This window comes from Pseudomonas capeferrum (assembly GCF_000731675.1).
GTDB classification, from domain to species: domain Bacteria; phylum Pseudomonadota; class Gammaproteobacteria; order Pseudomonadales; family Pseudomonadaceae; genus Aquipseudomonas; species Aquipseudomonas capeferrum.
The window spans coordinates 763,567-781,372 of record NZ_JMIT01000001.1; the positions used below are offsets into that span (position 1 = coordinate 763,567).

The window sequence follows — 17,806 nt, forward strand, 5'->3', positions numbered from 1 at the left end:
GATGAGCACGCCACGCCCACACGACCTGCTCTGGGGCTTGCCCCTGTCTGCGCTGCCTGACGATACCCCGCAGTGGGCGCTGCAGGTGGTGGCATGCGGCCAACCTGTGGTGGTGCGCCGTGCAGCCTGCGCTGACGGCTGGGTGGCGGTGGGCGTACGCGGGCAAAGCCGGGATCAGCGGCTGGGCACGCAGATGCGCCTGGGCGATATCCAGCGTCTGCAAAGCCCTGAGGCATTGCGCGGGTGCGCGCCGAGCCCTTGGCCTGCACTACAGGCCTTGGCCTCGGCGGCCCCGGTGCTCGACACCTGCGGGCTGGCCTGGGGCCCGACGGGTGGGGTGGGCTATCAGTTGGCCACGGGTATCAACGTGCTGCACCTGGCCAGCGATCTGGACCTGGTGCTGCGTGCACCGCACCCTTTGACGCGCGCAAAGGCCCTGGAACTGCTGGACATCCTCGACTGCGCACCGTGCCGCATTGATGTGCAGCTGGAAACACCGGCAGGCGCCGTCGCCCTGCGCGAGTGGGCAGGTTGTGCCCGGCGCGTACTGCTCAAATCGCCGCTCGGCGCGCGCCTGGTCAGCGACCCCTGGGCTGCCCTGGAGTGCGCGGCATGAGCAGCCTGTTCGCGTTCCCCGGCCAAGGTGCTCAGCAGGTGGGCATGTTGCATCGTCTGCCTGACGGCGCCGGTCAATTACTGGAAGAGGCCAGTGATACCTTGGGCCAGAGCGCCCTGGGCCTGGACAGCCAGGAGGCCCTGCAGGGCACCCGTGCGGTGCAGCTTTGCCTGCTGCTGAGCGGGGTTGCCTGGGCCCGTTGGCTGATGCAGCGCAGCCCTGCGCCGGACTACGTGGCCGGCTTGTCGATTGGCGCCTATCCCGCTGCGGTTGCGGCGGGTGCCCTGGGGTTCGCCGATGCTGTGCGGCTGGTGGCCCTGCGTGGCGAACTGATGCAGTGCGCCTATCCGCACGGTTACGGTATGACCGCACTCAGCGGCCTCGACCTGGCTAGCGTCGAGCGTTTGCTGAGGGCGGTGGGCGGTGAGGTCTACGTCGCCAACCTCAACAGTGAGAACCAGATCGTCATTGCCGGCAGCGAGGCGGCCATGGCCGCGGTGGCACGCCGCGCGCGCAGCCTGGGCCAAGGCGTCGCACGGCGCCTGGCGGTGAGCGTGCCATCCCATTGCCCGCTGCTCGCCGGCCCGGCTGCAGAGCTTGCCAAGGCCTTTGCCACGGTCGAGCTGCGCCGGCCTGCGATCACCTACCTGAGTGGCAGCAGTGCACGGCCAATCTTCGATACACAGCGCTTGCGCGACGACCTGGCCGGCAACATGGCACAGGTGGTGGATTGGCGTGCCACGTTGCGCAACGCCTATGAACGCGGTGTACGCCTGCACCTGGAAATACCGCCGGGCAGTGTGCTCAGCGGCCTGGCCCGGCCGGTGTTTGAACAGGGCAGGGTGGTGAGCGTGGAAGGCACCCGACCGGATACCCTCGACGCGCTGCTGCGCCAGGAGGTGGCCCAGAACCGATGATGGCAGGCTGGAGCGATGCCTGTAGGAGCGGCCTTGTGTCGCGAAAGGCCGCAAAGCGGCCCCGACAATCTGGCAACTCCCACATTGACCGCGTGAGCCGCGCAAGTGTGTGTTTACGAAGAACAACAACAAGCAACTTCGACACTACCTGAGGACAACAACAATGATTATCTATGGTGTGGCTCTGCTGGCGGTATGCACGCTTGCCGGCGTCATCGTCGGCGACTTCCTGGGCGTGCTGCTGGGTGTCAAATCCAACGTGGGCGGGGTCGGCATCGCCATGATCCTGCTGATTTGTGCGCGGCTGTACAGGCAGCGCCATGGCGGCATGAGCAAGGAGTGCGAGTTCGGCGTCGGCTTCTGGGGCGCCATGTACATCCCGGTGGTGGTGGCCATGGCCGCCCAACAGAATGTGGTAACCGCCCTGCATGGCGGGCCGGTGGCGTTGCTGGCGGCGATCGGCGCGGTACTGGTGTGCGGTGCGACCATCGCGCTGATCAGCCGCAGCCACCGCGGCGAACCCTTGCCCGCGCTTGAGCCTGCCCCCGAAACCCAGGTGCAGGTTGCCCCTGCAGGAGGTCGTTGATCATGTGGCCAATCATGGACAATGCCCTGGAACACAACGGCCTGATCACGGCCTTCGCGGTGGTCGGTGCGATCATGTGGTTGTCGGTACTGATGTCGAAATACCTGACCTTCGGCCGGGTGCACGGCTCGGCGATTGCCATCGTCATCGGCCTGGTGCTGGCCTGGGTGGGCGGCACTGTTACCGGCGGGCAAAAAGGCCTGGCGGACATGGCGCTGTTCTCAGGCATCGGCCTGATGGGCGGGGCGATGCTGCGAGACTTCGCCATCGTCGCCACGGCCTTCGAAGTGCAGGCCACCGAAGCCCGCAAGGCCGGGATGATTGGCGCCGTGGCGTTGCTGCTGGGCACGGTACTGCCGTTTATTGTCGGTGCGGCGGTCGCCTATGCGTTCGGTTACCGCGATGCCGTGAGCATGACCACCATCGGTGCGGGCGCCGTCACCTATATCGTCGGGCCAGTGACGGGCGCGGCCCTGGGTGCCAGCTCCGATGTGATGGCGTTGTCGATTGCCACGGGGTTGATCAAGGCGATTCTGGTCATGGTGTTCACGCCGGTATCGGCGCGCCTGCTGGCCCTGGACAACCCGCGTTCGGCCATGGTGTTCGGCGGTTTGGCCGGGACGGTGTCGGGGGTGACGGCAGGGTTGGCGGCAACGGACCGGCGGCTGGTGCCCTACGGCGCGTTGACAGCGACATTCCATACCGGGCTGGGCTGCCTGATGGGGCCTTCGATCTTGTATTTCTGTGTGCGTGGGTTGATGGGTTAAGGCGATGGGCTGCGCAGCAGCCCCATCCCCCGAATCGGGGAAAGCCGTTGGGGAATCCTCCCCAATCTGTTTCGGTTGATCGCATAACACATTGAAATTAATAGTAATTCACATGTGGCATATACCTTGCTGAACCTCCTCGCAGAGTTCCTGTGTTCCGGAGGTGCAGCATGTCGACCCCGCTCAAAGGCCCCGTCCTGTCATCATTCTTCCTGGCCCTGCTTGGCTGGGAAGCGACCAGCGAGGCAGCTGTACAGTGCCAGCGCACCTTGGTTGCCAATGTGGTGGCACTGGACCAGCCGCTGATGTTCAACCGCCTCGGCGCGCAAAACGCCAATGGCATGATGTTCGCCTTGCGCGAGGATGTGGTGGACGAGCACCAGGTCCCGCTCGGCAAAGGTGGCGCCGCCGTGCCTGGTAAAGTCACTTTGCGCCCGGACAAGCGTCCACGGCCAATCGTGTTGCGCGTGGCGGCAGGCGATTGCCTCACCGTCAACCTGACCAACCTGCTGGCTTACCAGGCCAACCCCAACAAGCACGGCATCGACCACGAAGAGAACGAGGCCGAAGGTGAGGAGGAGGAAGGGCCGGAAACCGAATTCGAAAACGAAGGCGGTGAGCACTTCGTTGCCGATGAGCAAGTCAGCGACCGCCACGTAGGCTTTCAGGTCAATGGCATGCAAGCGGTCAACAGCATTGGCGATATTGCTGCCAACACCGGCCGCAACGGCAACTTCCTGGTGTCACCGGGCAATACCCGCAGCTACACCCTGTATGCCGAACGCGAAGGGGCGTTCGCCGCCACCAGCCAAGGCGCGACCTTCGGCGGCCAGGGCGGTGCCGGTAATGTTGCCAATGGCTTGTTCGGCCAGGTGGTGGTGGTGCCCAAAGGCGGGCGCACCTTCCGCAACACCCTCACAGAAGAAGAGATGCGCCTGGCCAGCACCGGCCGCACCGCCACTGGCCAACCGGTTATCGATTACCAGGCACGCTACCCGCAGGCCGAGCCTTGGATCACCGAAGGCAAGGCCGGTAAACCGATCATCGCCATGGTCGATGGCAACGAGATCCTCAACAGCGAGACCGATGCCATTGTCATGGGCCCCAACCCCGATGGCAGCTTCCCGCGTTCGACCTATCCGCTGGAAAGCGTCAACAAACGTAACCCGGCGCTGCCCAACCGGCTGGACGCGTTCCGTGATTTCGCCTCGCAGTTCGCCGACGAAGTGGCCGCAACCCAGGCCTTCCCCGGTTACTGGGCCGACCCGATCATGGGCCATGTACTGGAGCCGACCCGTGATTCGTTCATGATCAACTACGGCTCTGGGGGCATGGGTGCCGAAGTGGTGGCCAACCGCCTGGGCGTGGGCCCGATGCACGACTGCTTGTCCTGCGCCTACGAGGAGTTCTTCCTCAGCGCCCACACCGTGGGCGATATCGGCACACTGGTGGATGTGCCGGCCAACGTTGGCCTGGAGAACATCCGCCCAGGCGAGACGCCGCCGGCCAGTGCCATCGGCGTCAAGGCCAGCATGGCCCTGTACCCGTCAGAACCGGCCAACGTCCACCACAGCTACATTGGTGACTTCACCAAGTTCCGCAACACGCACAACGGTCACGAACAGCACATCTTCCATTTGCACGGGCACCAGTGGCTGTTCAACCCCAACGACGATAACTCCGACTACGTCGACGCCCAGGGTATCGGCCCGGGCATCGGCTACACCTACGAGATCGCCAACGGTGGCTCTGGCAACCGTAACCGGGTGGCCGGCGATGCCATCTATCACTGCCACTTCTACCCGCACTTCGCCCAGGGCATGTGGGCCATGTGGCGGGTGCACGATGTGTTCGAGGAAGGCACCCGGCTGGAGGTCAGTGGCCAGGCCGCGAACGGCTACCACAGCACCCCGTTTGCCCTGCGCAGCGGCAAACCGGCGGTTGGCGCGCGGGCCTTGCCCGACGGTGAAATCATTGCGGGCACACCCATCCCCGCCATCGTCCCACTGCCTGGCAAAGCCATGGCGCCCATGCCGGGCAAGGTGGTCGTGGTACCCAAGCTTGCCGAGCAACGGGTGGCAGCCAATGACGAGGAGGATGACGACGGCGAGGAGGGCGACGATGACCATGGCCATGGGGTAGCTGAACCCAAGGCCGTCGGCTCGCTGGCACTGGTCGACCGCAGCGAGAGCAACCGTAACGCCGACGGCACCTTGAAAAACCCCGGTTATCCGTTCTGGATCGGTGGCATGGAAAGCAGCGTCGGCCAACGGCCTCCCACCCCGCCGCTGGACATGCTCGACCCTGCACTGGCCCAGCAACTCAAGAACAGCGGCAACGCCCTGTGGGCCAACCTGGACGCCAACCAGGTCGATGGTTGGGATGGTGGCCTCGGCCGGCATGCACTGGATGGTGTTTCGGCAGGGGGTGAAGCACAGACCACCACCACCAAGCTGGATTTCTCCAAGGTGGTGCACAAAGCCAAGCCGATCTACCTGCCCGAAGAGGGCACGGAAGTCGAGCAGGCAGCCATGAAGTTCCACGCCAAGGCCGAGCACCCCAGCTATGCGCTGATACCCGGCAGCCAACCGGTGGCGCGTAACTTCCGCACCAACGGCGCCCTGCCGACCGCCGGTGCGCCGTTCTTCGAACCCTGCATGGACGACCGTGGCAAGCGCCTCACCCAGTCGTCGGGTGTGGGCGAGTACGCCAGCGGCGAGAGCCTGACCGGCATGAACTTCCGCGGCGCTTCTACCTTCACCGCCGACCGCCCGCGCATCTACAAGGGCGCCAATATCCAGTTCGATGCGGTCTACAACAAGGTCGGCTACCACTTCCCGCAGGCACGCATCATCGCCCTCTGGGAAGATGCCTGGCCGGTGATCACCAAGCAGCGCCCGCCAGAGCCGTTGGTGATGCGCATGAACACTTTCGACTGCACCATGTACCAGCACACCAACCTGATCCCCTCCATTTATGAGATGGACGACTACCAGGTACGCACCCCGACCGACGTGATCGGCCAGCATATTCACCTGCCCAAGTGGGACCTCACCGCAGCCGACGGTTCGGCCAACGGCTGGAACTACGAGGACGGCATCCTCTCGCCCGGCAGCGTGGTCGAGCGCGTGCATGCCATTCGTGCCTACAACGGTTGCACCGAAGGCGACAGCCGGGACGGTACCGCCGCCTGCCCGAAAGCCAAGCAACACCCTTACTTCGGGCGTTTCGGCCGGGCCGACTGGCTGGGCGCGCGCACGGCGATGCAACGTTGGTTCGCCGACCCGGTGGTCAACGTGCATAACGTCGACCGTGGCCTGGGCACCATCTTCACCCACGACCACCTTGGCCCATCGACCCACCAGCAGTTGGGCCTTTACGCCACGGTACTGGCCGAGCCTGCCGGCTCTACCTGGTACCACGCCGAAACCGGCGAGCAGCTGTACAACCCGTCTCGCCAGGACGGCGGGCCGACCTCGTGGCAGGCGGTGATCAAGACCGGTGACCATGACGGCGATGGCCGTAACGACAGCTACCGCGAGTTCTTCCTCGAGTACAGCGACTTCCAGCATGCCTATGAAGCGGGCGTGTACGTTGGCGCGGGGCCCGACGGTATTCCCAATGGCCAGTCGTACCCGGCCACTGCCGACAGCTTCCGCTACGCCATCAACCCACCGGTACGGCAGAAGGCCTCGTCGCTGCTCGAATCGGTGGTCGAGTCGCGTGGCGGGCTGAGCCCAGGATGCCCGACGCGGCCGTGCCCACAGGCCATTTCGGTGGATGACCCTGGCATGTTCGTCGTCAACTACCGTAACGAGCCGTTGGCCCTGCGGGTGTTCGACCCCAACAAGGTGGCCCCGGACGGCAAGCGTGGCATGCAGGCCGACGGCCTGGGCGGCGACCTCAGCTATGCCTTGCAAAGCCGCATTGACCGCGCGATCCCGGCGATGAACATGGCGCCTTCGGCGATCACCTCGGCGGTGGGCCCCACCGGTGGCACCACGGTATTCCCGCCGCACATCAACACCGCCGGCAGCGAACCCGGCGACCCGTTCACGCCAATGTTGCGCACCTACTCGGGCGACAACGTGCGGCTGCGTATGCATGCCGGTGGCCATGAAGAGGAGCACAACGTCACCTTGCACGGGGTCAAGTGGCTGCAGAACGGCTCGGGCTTTGGCAGCAGCTCCAACTCGGGGTGGAAAGCGTCGCAGATGATCGGCATCTCCGAGCAACTGGGCTTCATGGCGCCGGTGTCGATGATCTCCAGCTCCGCCGCCACCAACGGCGACTACCTGTACTCGCTGGACGCGGCATTGGAAGGCTACTGGAATGGCATCTGGGGCATCATGCGCAACTACACCACCTTGCGCCCGGACCTGTTCCCGCTGTCGAACAACCCGCAGCCGGTGGCCATGCGCAACACCGTGAACTTTGACGGCATCTGCCCGAAAACCACGGCCAACGTCAATGGCATCGGCACCCGGGCGACGGTCAAGCGCAACTACGAGATCGTCGCCGCACTGGCCAACGATATCCTCGAGAACCGCCACGGCGTCAGCATCGCCGACCCGGCGGGGGTTGGCCAGCATGTCGGTGGCCCGCTCAAGGCCGCCGGCGGCACCCTGGTGTTCAACAGCCGCACCACCAGCATCCCGCAGGTCACGGTGGTCGACGAGGAGGACGGCACTACCTTCACCGTCGGCGGCCACAGCGCGCCGCTGCACGACCCGACCGCTGTGCTGTATGTGCGCAAGGCAGACCTGGATGCCAGCACCGGCAAGCTCAAGCCCGGCGTGCCGGTAGAGCCGCTGGTGCTGCGCGCCAGCGCCGGTGACTGCATCAGCATCACCCTGGAAAACCGCCTGCCGCTGGTGATGCCCGACCTGCCGAGCACCGCAGTGATGCAGAACGTGGTCAAACGTGACCGCAACGGCAGCGAAGGCTCCACCGCCTTCAACAACAACCTGATGCGGCCTTCCAGCCATGTGGGCCTGCATGCCCAGTTGCTGGCCTACGACATCACCAAGTCCGACGGTGCCAACGTTGGCCTCAACCCGGTGCAGACCGTGCCGCCGCGTGCCGGCAACAGCGGCGCCTACCCGTCCAAGGTGTACCAGTACTACGCCGGCCACCTGGAGCGCGAAGGCAAACCGGTGCTGCAACTGGGCCGTACGGTAGACAACATCAACACCACGGCGATCGAGTTCGGCGGCCTCAACCTGACCCCGTCGGACTTCATCAAGCAACCGCAAAAAGGCCTGGTGGGTGCCATGAGCATCCTGCCGCAGGCTGCCACTTTCACCGAGGACACCGCCAGCCGTGCCCAGGCGACAGTGAAAGTCAGCGGCCAGCCCGACTACCGCGACTTTGTAACGGTGTGGCAGCGCTCGATGAACATGCGCTGGGCTGATGGCCGGCCTGTGGAAGGTATCGCTACTGAGGGCAATGGCGTGCCGGGCGACCCTAAAGACAACGGCAACATGGCCATGAACTACAAGACCGAACCGTTGTGGCTGCGCTTCGGCATGGCGCCGGACGCACCCTTCGGCCACGCCGACGGCAATGGCTTTGCCGATGTGCCAAATGCCCACATGGCCTACAGCAACGCCCTGGTCGGTGGCGACCCGCAAACGCCGGTGCTGTGGGCCAAGCCTGGCCAGCCGGCGCGCAGCCATGTGCTGATGCCAAGCGGTGGCAGCCGCGGCATCACCTACCAGCTGGACGGGCACCTGTGGCCGCTGCACGCCTACCAGGCCGAGAAGAATGACGTCAATGGCTACCCGATGAGCCTGCCCGGCATCGGCTCGGTGCGCTTCGGTTACAACCCGATGTCCATCTACATCGGTGCCCAGGAAAGCGTACTGCCGGCAGCGCACTTCAGCTTCATGCTGCCCAGCGCAGGCGGGGCCAACGCGGTGCCGGGGGACTACCTGTTCCGCGACTACGCCGCCTACGGCAACCTCTCGGGGTTGTGGGGGATCTTGCGGGTAACCAACGAAGCGCCGCCGGCAACGGCTGCAGCACAATAACGACATGGGAGCGCGAGCATGAACAAGAAGACTCGCCCTGCTTACTTGGGGGTACTGCTGGGGGTAGCGCTGATCGGCCTGGGCGTTGCCTATGAAAAACTCTGGTGCGACCCGCGCGAGCTGTTGCAGGAGCCTGCCGACCCGCAGGCACTGCATCGGCTCAGCCGGGACGGCGTGACCGTGGAGTTCGAGGCCCGCCCGCTGGCCGGGGGCGAGCTGCGCGAAGGCGCCTTTGCCAGCATCCGCTTCAAGGTCAGCGACCAGACCAGCGGCCAGCCGCTGTCAGGCATGGCGCCGGGGGCCTGGATCGACCCGGCCCAGTCGGCACCGGTCGGCGATCGTGACCAAAGCTGCAAGGCCCGTGTCGCACTGTTTTTGAAAAGCAGCATTGGCGCCCGGCCGTTGCTCGACCTCAACAGCTACTTCCTGTTGATGCTGAACAAGGACGCCAGCCTGACGGTGATCGACCCGACGGTGTCGGTGGGCGGTGTCACCAGCACCATGGCCCGCATCGAACTGCCAGGCAGCCCCATGGACTGGGCGGCCACCGGCGACGACAAACAGGTGTTCGTGTCGATCCCCGAGCGCGGCAAGGTGTCGGTGATCGACACCGAAACCTTCACCCGCGTGGCGGACCTGGACGCCGGCGAGCAACCGACGCGGGTGGTGCTGCAACCTGACCAGCACCGGCTTTGGGTGGGCAATAACAGCAGTGACCCGGCCAAGGGTGGCGTAACGGTGATCGATGTGCCCGGGCGCAGTACGCTCAAGTCCTTCGCCACCGGCTCCGGGCACCACGAGATCGCCTTCAGCAGCGACTCGCGCTACGCCTACGTCAGCAACCGCGACAGCGGCACCCTGAGCATCATCGACATCCCCGAAATGCGCCTGACCAAGACCCTGGAGGTGGGCCCGCACCCGCTGTCGGTGAGCTACTCGGCGTTGTCCCAGGCGGTCTACGTGGTCGACGGCAGGGAAGGCACGGTGCGGGTATTCGATGGCCGTAGCCATCAATTGCGCCACACCCTCACGGCCGAACAGGGCCTGGGCCCGATGCGCTTCAGCAGTGACGGGCGCTACGGCATCGTGCTCAACACCCTGGAAAACCAGGCCCTGGTGATCGACGCCAGTACCGACACGCTGATCCACCGCATCCCGGTGGCGGCCGAACCGTATCAGCTGACCTTCACCAAGGGCTATGCCTACGTGCGCGGCCTGGCCTCGCCGAGGGTCAGCATGATCAACCTGGGCAGCCTTGGGCAGGGGCGTTCGCCGATCGTCCAAGGCTTCGACGCAGGCCCCGCCGCGCCGCGCCAGGCCGGCGACCTGCCGCTGGCCCAGGGGCTGTCGGTATCGCGTGACGACAACTCGGTGTTCGTGGTCAACCCAGTGGACAACACCACTTACTTCTACGCCGAGGGCATGAACGCGCCGATGTCTGGCTACAACAACCGCGGCCATCAGGCCCGCGCCGCCATCGTCGTCGACCGCAGCCTGCGCGAGGTGGCCCCAGGGGTGTACGGCTCGACGGTGAAAATGCCGGCAGCCGGCAAGTTCGACGTGGCCTTCCTGCTCAACCAGCCGCAGATCATCCACTGCTTCAGCACCGATGTCGCCGCAGCGCCGAATGCCCGCAAGCACAAGGGCGCGCATGCCGAGTTTCTCGGCCTTGAACAGCCGCTGCCGCAGCACAGCGCCTTCACCGCGCGGGTGCGCATCGTTGGCGATGACGGCGAGCCGCGGCTGGGCCTGAGCGACCTGAGCCTGCGCTATTTCCTGGCGCCGTCGTCGATGCCGCGCAACCTGCGCCTCGAAGAAGTGGGCGAGGGCATCTACCAGGCTGCATTGACCCTGCCTGAAGCCGGCGCCTGGTACCTGCATGTGCAGTCGCCGTCGCTTGGCCGCAAGTTTGCCGAAGAAAACTACACCAGCCTGCGCGTCCTGCCGGTTTCGGTCTCCACGGCTGCCCAAGGGGACGCTACCCAGATGCAAATAAGGAGTGTGCGATGAACGCCAAGCATGCTTTTACACGGCTGGGCCTGAGCCTGGCGCTGCCACTGATGTTGTCCAGCAACCTGGCCCTGGCCCACGCCGGGCATGACCACGGCGGCCCTGCCGAGCAACCGCCCGCCGCGCGACAGGAGAAGGCCAGCTTGCGCTTCGCCGATGTCTCGCTGCTCGACCAGGACGGCATGCCGGTGCGCCTGGAGAAGGACCTGGTCGGGGATCACCTGGTGGTGATGGGGTTCATCTACACCAGCTGCACCACGGTGTGCCCAGTGGTGTCGTCGATCATGGGCAAGGTCCAGCAGCAGTTGGGCGGCCGTGTCGGCGATGAGATCCACCTGGTGTCGATCAGCGTCGACCCGCAGCGCGATGACGCCAAGCGCCTGCAGCACTACGCCAAGGCCTTTCAGAAAGGCCCAGGCTGGAGCTGGCTGACCGGTACGCCGTACGCCATCACCGAAACCCTCAAAGGCCTGGGCAGCTTCAGCGCCGACCTGAGCCAGCACCCGCCGCTGATCCTGGTGGGTGATGGCCGCAGCGGGCACTGGACCCGCTACTACGGCTTCACCGACCCGACGGTATTGGTCGCGGAGATCAACCGCCTGAGCGCCCGCCGGGTGCATGCCAAAAGCACGGCCATTGCCGAGCACAGCGCCGAACCCATCGCCGACCATAACGAGGTGCAACCATGAGCCATTCGACCTCTCGCCGCGTCGGTATGCGCAGTTTCGACTGGCTGGTATTGGGCGGCTGCCTGTGGATTCTCGCCTCGGTGGCCTTCGCCCATGACGGCCATGCGCCCCAGGCCCCCGAACCACAGCCCGCGCCCCAGGCGATGAGCAGTGGCGGCGGTACCCGCGATGCGCAGACCTGGTTCACCGATACCGTGCTCAAGGACCAGAACGGCCGCGAGCTGCGCTTTTACAGTGATGTGCTGAAGGACAAGGTGGTGATGCTCAACGTGATCTTCACCCACTGCACCGACGCCTGCCCGCTGATCACCCGCAAACTGCGGGAGGTGCGTGAGGCCATGGGGCCGGTTTTGGCAGGGCAGGTGACCTTCGTCTCGATCAGCAGCGACCCGCTCAACGACACCCCGGCGGCGCTCAAGGCCTTTGCCCAGAAGCAGGGTGTGGATGGCCCCAACTGGTTGTTCCTGACGGGCGACAAGGCCAGTGTCGACCTGGTACTGGGCCGTATCGGCCAGTTCCTGCCCAGCCCCGAGCAGCATTCCACGCAACTGATTGCCGGTGACGTGGCAGGCAAGCGCTGGAGCAAGATCCGCCCGGATGCACCACCTGTGGCGATCGCCCAGCGCATGCAGCTGCTGACCCAACCCCTGGCGGGTCGGTGAACATCATGAGTGCAGGCGGGTTTGGCCGCGCATACAACGCCCTGCTGTTGACGCTAGGTTTAAGCGTTGCCAGCTCAGCCTTCGCCCTTGACCTCACCGAGCACGAACAGGCTGGCAAACGCCTGTACCGCGAAGGCCTGTCAAGCAGTGACGCGCAATTGCTGGCGCGGGTGGGCGCCAGCGACATGAGCGTGCCGGCCAGCGTGCTGCCCTGCGCCAGTTGCCACGGCAGCGACGGGCGCGGCCGCGCCGAGGGCGGTGTTCGCCCACCTAGCCTCGACTGGCAGCGCCTGGCACTGGGGCAGGGCGAGCGCCAGGCCAACGGGCGCAGTTACCCGGGTTACACTGACGCCAGCCTTGCCAGGGCGATCCAGCGGGGCGTGGACCCTGCCGGCAACCACCTCGACACCGCCATGCCGCGTTTCGAACTGACCCTGGCCGACCAGCGCAACCTCACGGCCTATCTCAAACGCCTGGCCGAGGACCGCGACCCGGGCGTGGAGGAGGGCGTACTGCGGCTGGGGACGTTGCTCCCCGCTTCTGGGCCGCTGGCCGAAGCGGGGCATGTGGTGCGCGCGGTGCTTGAAGACGGCTTGGCGCAACTCAATCAGCAAGGCGGTGTGCATGGGCGGCGCCTGGAGCTGGTGGTGCTCGACCCCGGCAGCGACCCAAACAGCGCCGAACAGGCCCTGCGCCAGCTGTTGGAACACGAGCAGGTGTTCAGCCTGATCACTCCCCTGGCACCGATGCTTGACCAGCGTCTGGCGCCCGTGCTGGCGCAACAGAATGTGCCGCTGATCGGCAGCACCCCGCGCAGTGGCGGCAGTGCGCAGATCTTCGACCCTCTGCCGGGCTTGCCCGTGCAACTGCTGAGCCTGGCCGGCCATGCCCGCGAAGCCTTGGGCCTCGGCCCGGATGGCCTGCGCGTGGTCTACGCCGGTAACGAGCAAGCGCCGCTGGCCGAGCAGGTGCGCGAGCAGCTTGTGCAGCAAGGCTGGGCACCTGGCGCCATCCAGGCCTTCGATGGCCAGGCCGTGGCCGGCCAGGGCATCGTCTTTCTCGGCCGCGCCCAGGCCTTTGCCGACCTGGCCACAGCGCTGCAGGCGGCAGGTCGCAAACCGTACTTGTTCGCGGCCTCCAGCCAGGTGGTCGGGGGGCTGGCAAGCCTGTCTGAGCAGTGGTCGCAACGGGTCTTCCTGGCTTATCCGTTCGTACCCGAAGACTGGACCGAACAGGGCCTGGCAACCCTGGCCGGCCTGCAGCAACGCCAGGGCCTCGACCCACGCCAGGCGTCCTTGCAGGTCAATACCCTGTGCGCCCTGCGCCTGCTTACCGAAGCCCTCAAGCAGATTGGCCGGGATGCCAGCCGCGAGCAGTTGATCACGGCCCTGGAAGGCCTGCACGATGTCACGACCGGCCTGACCCCGGCCCTGGGCTTTGGCCCCGGCCGTCGGCAGGGCATGGCCGGTGCCCATGTGGTGGCAGTGGCCTTGCCCGGGCCGCGATTCACCTCGGTTACCCCATACCGGCCTGTGCCGGACGCCCTTTGAGCGGAGGTTGCCATGCGTACCCTGTTGTTGTGCCTGTTGTTGCTGACCACCACGGCGAGCTGGGCCGATGTGCCGGCAGCGCGGGTGAACGGTGTGCAGATCGATGCCATGCGCCTGGAGCGTTACTTCACGGAATACCTCGAAGCCCAGGGGCGGGCGGTAGCCAGCATCCGCAACCCGACGCTGTACAAACGCCTGCGTGACCAGGCCTTGGATGAGCTGATCGACAAGGAGCTGTTGTGGCAGGAAGCCCAGCGCCAGGGCATCGCCATCAGTGACGCACAGGTAGCTGCCCATGTCGGCGAAGTGGAGGCTGCATTCGGCAGCCCGACAGTGTTCGAGCGGCGGCTGGCGGAGGCGGGTTTCAATAGGGCAGAGTACGCTCAGTACACCCGTCACGAGATGGCAGCCCAGCAGCTGTATGCCCAACTGAGTGCGGTCGACGCGCCCAGCGAGGCACAAGTAGAGGCCTTCTACGAGGCCAATCGGCAAACCCTGCAAGGAGCGCAGAACCAAAGTGATAATCCTTCTGTCATACGAGAACAGGGCCTGCGCTTGGCCAGGGCCACGCTCATCGGGCAATTGCAGGCGCAGGCTCGGCAAACCGTGCGCCAACGTTTGCGCGAATCCGCTAAAGTGGAAATCGCCGACTGAGGCCCGCAATGGTGTTCCCCCAAAGCTGGGGGATAACGACTTGGCAAAGTGCTATCAGGTCCCCCGGATGTGGGGAACTGGGCGAGCCTGGCTGCGCGCAGCAGGCTGGGCGCCCTCGGGCAGCCTTGCCAGATCAACGACTTACAGTGGTGCAGCATGACTATTCACGCCTGGCACGAAGCCTGCTCAAGCCTTATCGAGGCCGCACTTCGCAGACCGGGTAACCGGGCAGTATTGGGGAGTCGACCTTGGTGAACAGAGTATTGGTAGTCGATGACGAACAGACCCTCGCGCAGAACCTGCAAGCGTATTTGCAGGCGCAAGGCCTGGATGTTCATGTTGCCCACGACGGTGCCAGTGGTATCGAGCAGGCTGAAAGCCTGGCACCGCAAGTGATCGTGCTGGATTACCGCTTGCCCGACATGGAGGGGTTTCAGGTTCTGGAGACCGTGCGCAAGAACAGGCAGTGCCATTTCGTGCTGATCACCGCCCACCCGACCGCCGAGGTCCGTGAGCGCGCCGCCGAACTTGGTGTGACCCATGTCCTGTTCAAGCCGTTCCCGTTGGCGGAACTGGCCCGCGCGATCTTCGACCTGATGGGCATCGAGCGCCGGCGCAGGGCCACGGACAACCCGGCAGAAGGGTTCGTCGAACGACGCCAGACCAGGAACGAATCGTTCCCCCTGCAGTTGTACGATGGTAGCTGGGTACTGGCCGACCGCCGCCGCAATGGCGCAAAGCCCCCAGGTGCTGACGACGAACAACTGCTCACAGGGGAATAGCGGCGCCCGCTACCCTGGCTGAGCCAGCCTGCGACGCGCCCCCTGAGCGGAGTCGCAGGCCATGTCCGAAGCAGTCGATACAGCCGCCACACCCCTGCAGCCAGCACAGCCACTGTGTGCCTACCCGCGTGAACTGCTGGCCCAGGCCCGTCTGCAAGCCGGTGACGAACGCCTGCTCAACTGCCTGGAACGCCTGGTCAACGACACCCCAGGCACCTTCACCCACCGCCTGGGCATCACCCTGCATTACCCGGTGCTGCACAGCCAAGCCCTGCTGGCCAGCAGCCCACGCTTCGACAAGGTCAGCCTGGCCCAGTGCCTGAAACGCGAATTCGTGCTGATCGAGCGCGAAGGCGAACTGCTGGGCGTGTTCGCCGACCCCTTCGACTCTTCGCGCCTGGCCTGGATCGACGATGTGCTGCAAGGCGCGCCACTGTACCTGGCCCACGCCGCCGAGCTGGCGACGTTTCTGGCCCGCCACGAAGAAAGCTTCCATGCCGTCGATGCCCTTGACCACGACAGCGAAGCCAGCAGCGAAAGCGACCCGCTGCAACGCCTGTCGCTGACCAGCATCAGCGAAGACCAGAGCCGGGTGGTGAAACTGGTCAACTCGACCCTCTACGACGCCCTCAAGCTGCACGCCAGCGACATCCACCTGGGCATGACCGGCCAGGGCCTGACCATCAAGTATCGCATCGACGGTGTGCTCAACGGTGCCGGCAAGGCCAGCGGCAGCGCTTTCGCCGACCAGGTGATCTCGCGCATCAAGGTCATGGCCGAGCTCGACATCGGTGAGAAGCGCGTGCCCCAGGACGGCCGGTTCAAGGTTGCCGTGGGCGAACGGCAGATCGACTTCCGCGTCTCGATCATGCCCAGCATTTTTGGTGAAGACGCCGTGCTGCGGGTGCTCGACAAACAGGACCTGTCCGACAAGGTCAGCGGTGTGCAGCTGCAGGCCCTGGGGTTTGCCGACGACACCCTGCGCGCCCTGCGCCGGCTGGCCGCCGAGCCCTACGGCATGATCCTGGTCACCGGCCCCACCGGTAGCGGCAAGACCACCACCCTGTACGCCATGATCAGCGAGATCAACCATGGCGTGGACAAGATCATCACCATCGAAGACCCGGTCGAATATCAACTGCCCGGTGTGTTGCAGATACCGGTCAACGAGAAGAAGGGCCTGACCTTTGCCCGCGGCCTGCGTTCGATCCTGCGCCACGACCCGGACAAGATCCTGGTTGGCGAGATCCGCGACCCCGACACCGCACAGATCGCCGTGCAGTCGGCCCTGACCGGGCACCTGGTGTTCACCACCATTCACGCCAACAACGTCTTCGATGTGATCGGCCGCTTCAGCCAGATGCAGGTCGACCCCTACAGCTTCGTCTCGGCGCTCAACGCCATCCTGGCCCAGCGCCTGATTCGCCTGGCCTGCCCGCACTGCGCCACAGCCTGCGAGGCGGATGATGAAACCCTGCAGGCCTCAGGCCTGACCCGCGCCGCCGTGGCCGGCTGGACGTTTGTCCGCGTCCAGGGTTGCGGGCAGTGCCGCGGCAGTGGCTTTCGCGGCCGCAGTGCCATTGCCGAGCTGCTGCACCTGGACGACGACCTGCGGCAGATGATCGTCGAACGCCGCCCCCTGTCGCAGATCAAGACACTCGCCTGCCAGCGCGGCCTGCGCTTGCTGCGCGCCTCGGCCCTGGACCTGGTCCGTGAAGGCCGCACCACCCTTGAGGAGATCAACCGTGTCACATTTATCGCGTGATCGTGGTGCTCATAGATACTGTGCCGTGCTCGGCGCCGAGGGTGTAGGCCTGGGCCGCTGGCACGCCAACCAACAGCAGTGGCTAGGCAGCCGCGAGTTCAGCTGCGAGGCGGCCCAACCGGCCTGGGAGGCCGCCGTCGAGGCGCTGGCCGCGCTGCTTGCCGAGCACGCCGTGCGCGGTGCCCAGTTGCGGGTATTGCTGTCGGCCCGTTACAGCCGCTTCTGCCTGGTGCCCTGGAGCGATGCCATCGGCCACCCGCGCGAACTCGATGCCTATGCGCGGGCCTGCTTTGAAAACCTCTACGGGCAGTCGCTGGGCGACTGGCGCATCGTCCTCTCGCCAGAGCCAGCAGGCGCCGCACGCATTGCCACGGCGCTGCCGGAGGCCTTGCTGCAACGGCTGCAGGCACTGGGGCGGGAAAGCCGGCTGCAGCTGCGTTCGGTGCAGCCGTACCTGATGGCCGCCTACAACCGTTGCTCGGCGCAGCTGGGGCAGGGCGACTTCCTGTTCGTCCTCGCCGAGCCACGCCGCAGCGTGCTGCTGCTGGCCGCCGGGGGGGCCTGGCAGCAGGTGCTGGCGCAAGGCTGTGCCGACAACGACCAGGCCCTGCAGGCGCTGATCGAACGCACCTGCGAGTTGTACGGGGAGCATCTGCCACGGGTGTACCTGCATGCGCCCGGCCGGGGCGACGTGCCGCAATTGGCGGCGGTGCAGCTGTGCCAACCGGCCAGCGAAGCCGACCCGTTGTGCGCCATGTGGCGGGCGGTGGCCTGAC

At 65.7% G+C, this 17,806-nt stretch carries 13 protein-coding genes; all 13 read left to right on the plus strand.

What is annotated here, in order from left to right; all coding sequences use genetic code 11:
- The first annotated feature begins 1 nt into the window (after nt 1).
- The 13 genes from PC358_RS03570 to PC358_RS03630 all read left to right on the plus strand — a co-directional run bounded on the left by PC358_RS03570 (nt 2) and on the right by PC358_RS03630 (nt 17,805).
- On the plus strand, nt 2–616 hold the full coding sequence (locus PC358_RS03570) for a malonate decarboxylase holo-ACP synthase (protein WP_033697568.1): 615 nt from the start codon (nt 2–4) through the stop codon (nt 614–616).
- Nucleotides 613–1,533 carry a malonate decarboxylase subunit epsilon gene (gene mdcH / locus PC358_RS03575; RefSeq protein ID WP_033697569.1) on the plus strand — a complete coding sequence of 307 codons (921 nt, stop codon included), beginning with the start codon at nt 613–615 and terminating at the stop codon, nt 1,531–1,533. Before PC358_RS03570 ends, mdcH begins: the two co-directional genes overlap by 4 nt.
- A gap of 163 nt (nt 1,534–1,696) precedes the next feature.
- The gene (gene madL / locus PC358_RS03580; protein ID WP_033697572.1) at nt 1,697–2,119 is read left to right on the plus strand and encodes a malonate transporter subunit MadL; all 423 of its coding nucleotides are present in this window, start codon (nt 1,697–1,699) and stop codon (nt 2,117–2,119) included.
- Between the two features lie 2 nt (nt 2,120–2,121).
- Nucleotides 2,122–2,886 carry a malonate transporter subunit MadM gene (madM, locus tag PC358_RS03585; protein ID WP_033697574.1) on the plus strand — a complete coding sequence of 255 codons (765 nt, stop codon included), beginning with the start codon at nt 2,122–2,124 and terminating at the stop codon, nt 2,884–2,886.
- A 170-nt stretch (nt 2,887–3,056) separates the two neighbouring features.
- A complete protein-coding gene (gene mnxG / locus PC358_RS03590) occupies nt 3,057–8,918 on the plus strand; it encodes a manganese-oxidizing multicopper oxidase MnxG (protein ID WP_033697576.1) in 5,862 nt (1,953 codons plus the stop codon).
- Nucleotides 8,919–8,936: 18 nt separating this feature from the next.
- The gene (locus PC358_RS03595) at nt 8,937–10,928 is read left to right on the plus strand and encodes a YncE family protein (RefSeq protein WP_033697578.1); all 1,992 of its coding nucleotides are present in this window, start codon (nt 8,937–8,939) and stop codon (nt 10,926–10,928) included.
- Complete coding sequence (locus tag PC358_RS03600; RefSeq protein ID WP_033697582.1) at nt 10,925–11,617, plus strand: SCO family protein; 693 nt, start codon at nt 10,925–10,927, stop codon at nt 11,615–11,617. The genes PC358_RS03595 and PC358_RS03600 overlap by 4 nt, the downstream gene beginning before the upstream one ends.
- Nucleotides 11,614–12,279: an SCO family protein gene (locus tag PC358_RS03605; RefSeq protein WP_033697584.1), complete on the plus strand. Its 666-nt coding sequence runs from the start codon at nt 11,614–11,616 to the stop codon at nt 12,277–12,279. Before PC358_RS03600 ends, PC358_RS03605 begins: the two co-directional genes overlap by 4 nt.
- Nucleotides 12,280–12,284: 5 nt before the next feature.
- Nucleotides 12,285–13,829, plus strand: coding sequence for an ABC transporter substrate-binding protein (locus PC358_RS03610; protein ID WP_050506101.1), 1,545 nt, complete (start codon nt 12,285–12,287; stop codon nt 13,827–13,829).
- Nucleotides 13,830–13,841: 12 nt separating this feature from the next.
- Nucleotides 13,842–14,483: a SurA N-terminal domain-containing protein gene (locus PC358_RS03615; protein ID WP_033697586.1), complete on the plus strand. Its 642-nt coding sequence runs from the start codon at nt 13,842–13,844 to the stop codon at nt 14,481–14,483.
- Between the two features lie 248 nt (nt 14,484–14,731).
- Nucleotides 14,732–15,265 (plus strand): response regulator, encoded by a 534-nt coding sequence (locus tag PC358_RS03620; RefSeq protein WP_033697588.1) that lies wholly within the window; start codon nt 14,732–14,734, stop codon nt 15,263–15,265.
- A 61-nt stretch (nt 15,266–15,326) separates the two neighbouring features.
- Nucleotides 15,327–17,030, plus strand: a complete 1,704-nt coding sequence (locus PC358_RS03625; protein ID WP_050506046.1) for a GspE/PulE family protein — start codon at nt 15,327–15,329, stop codon at nt 17,028–17,030.
- On the plus strand, nt 17,011–17,805 hold the full coding sequence (locus PC358_RS03630) for a hypothetical protein (RefSeq protein WP_033697590.1): 795 nt from the start codon (nt 17,011–17,013) through the stop codon (nt 17,803–17,805). The genes PC358_RS03625 and PC358_RS03630 overlap by 20 nt, the downstream gene beginning before the upstream one ends.
- The last annotated feature ends 1 nt before the right edge of the window (nt 17,806 follow it).